Source organism: Plebeiibacterium sediminum (genome assembly GCF_026013605.1).
Classification (GTDB): domain Bacteria; phylum Bacteroidota; class Bacteroidia; order Bacteroidales; family Marinilabiliaceae; genus Saccharicrinis; species Saccharicrinis sediminus.
This window is the reverse complement of record NZ_JAPDPJ010000192.1, coordinates 1-1,583: the sequence shown is the minus strand read 5'-3', so window position 1 is coordinate 1,583 and position 1,583 is coordinate 1. Positions and strand designations below refer to the sequence as shown.

Below are 1,583 nucleotides of genomic sequence, written 5' to 3'. Positions count from 1 at the left end.
ATATTCTTTAATATGCATGCCATTAAATTCAGGGAAGAGCGTATTTTATTTCCTTACATACTATCAACTATAAGCGAAAGTCAGTTAGAAACTATATACTACTCCCCAATTACTGGACAGCTACTTGATGTTCTTTAGACAATTTTTTTCGTTTTTTCTTTTCAGATACTTTACTTATTGAGCAAGGGGTTCTGACAAGGTGGAGCGCTAAAAATACTACCCTGTTAAGGGTGGAGATTTTTGGGTACTACCTTGTCAGGTTCACGTCTCAATATACCTTTGTCATCTGTAAAAAAAACAACGATTTATTATGCTGCTGCCATTTGATTGATAAATATCTCAAATGGTTTTTTTCTGCCAATTCCCTGGTGACATTTACGATAATTGTAGTGTTCAAAGAAGTCTTTCAGTCCCTGATACAATTCCCACCCATCATCAGCTGGATTCAAATATACATAATCTCTTTTTACTGTTCTCCATAAACGCTCAATATAAATATTATCAAGCGCACGTCCTTTACCATCCATACTGATTCTGATACCCTCTTCTTTCAAGAGGTTAACCCACTTGTGGCAGGTGAATTGACAGCCTTGATCTGAATTAACGATATGTGGCTTGCCATGCGTAATTATAGCCTCCTTCAGAACCTTAATACTGGCCTCGGCATCCAAGGTATTAGATAACCCCCAACCAACAACAAATCGGCTGTAAACATCAATGATTGCAGTCAGGTACATGAAGCCTTTTGCCATCGGTATGTAGGTGATATCTATCTCCCACACCTGATTAATACTGTTTATCTCAAGATTCCGCAGTAAGTAAGGATGAACATACTCGGCATGAAGCATTTTACTCAAATTACGCTGTGGGTAAATAGCCATTATCCCCATCTTGCGCAACAAGCGGCGTACGCGTTTTACGTTCACGGCATACCCAGAGTCTGCCAATAAATCCTGCATTTGAAACACTCCGTATGTCGGGTGGTCCATGAAAAAAGAATCCAATAAACGCATGATTTCAAGATTCTCTTCAGATTCACCTTTTGTGTTATAATAAAGCCCACTGCGGCTAATATCCATCAAAGCACATTGCGCACTTATACTCAATTTACTTTGAGGATCCACAAGCTCTCGCAACACTTTCACAGACCCAGTTTCTTTAAGTTTTTTTTTAGATAATCCTTTTCCATCTCAAGCCTTCCTATTTTTTTATAGAGATCCTGAACGTCAACCTGCTCTTCCTGTGGTTTCTGAGTGCTTCTTTCAAAAACACTGCTTGAGTTTTCCAGAAAGGCTTGCTTCCACTTACTAATCTGACTCTGACTAACTTTGAATCTCATCGCTAACTCTGATAGGCTTTCTCTTTCTTTCAAGGCTTCAATGGCAACCTGAGCCTTGAAGGCCGATGTGTGATTTCGTCTTTTCATACTGCTTAAATGTAAATATTATTTTTGTCTTAAGCAGTTGTCCTAAAAGCGGGGAGTATTATACTATGAACCGGGAAGGATTTGAGCTTGGCTTTCCTTATATACAACCCAAACGAATAAAAAAAGACGAGATGGAAACAGCATTTGATGATGGAGT

At 38.8% G+C, this 1,583-nt stretch carries 2 protein-coding genes; both read right to left on the bottom strand.

The genetic code is table 11. From position 1 onward, the window contains the following. Positions 1-308: 308 nt before the first annotated feature. Positions 309-1,145, bottom strand: coding sequence for an IS3 family transposase (locus OM075_RS24995; RefSeq protein WP_301193292.1), 837 nt, complete (start codon positions 1,143-1,145; stop codon positions 309-311). After that, positions 1,142-1,426, bottom strand: a complete 285-nt coding sequence (locus OM075_RS24990; protein ID WP_301193291.1) for a transposase — start codon at positions 1,424-1,426, stop codon at positions 1,142-1,144. Before OM075_RS24990 ends, OM075_RS24995 begins: the two co-directional genes overlap by 4 nt. Positions 1,427-1,583 lie beyond the last annotated feature (157 nt).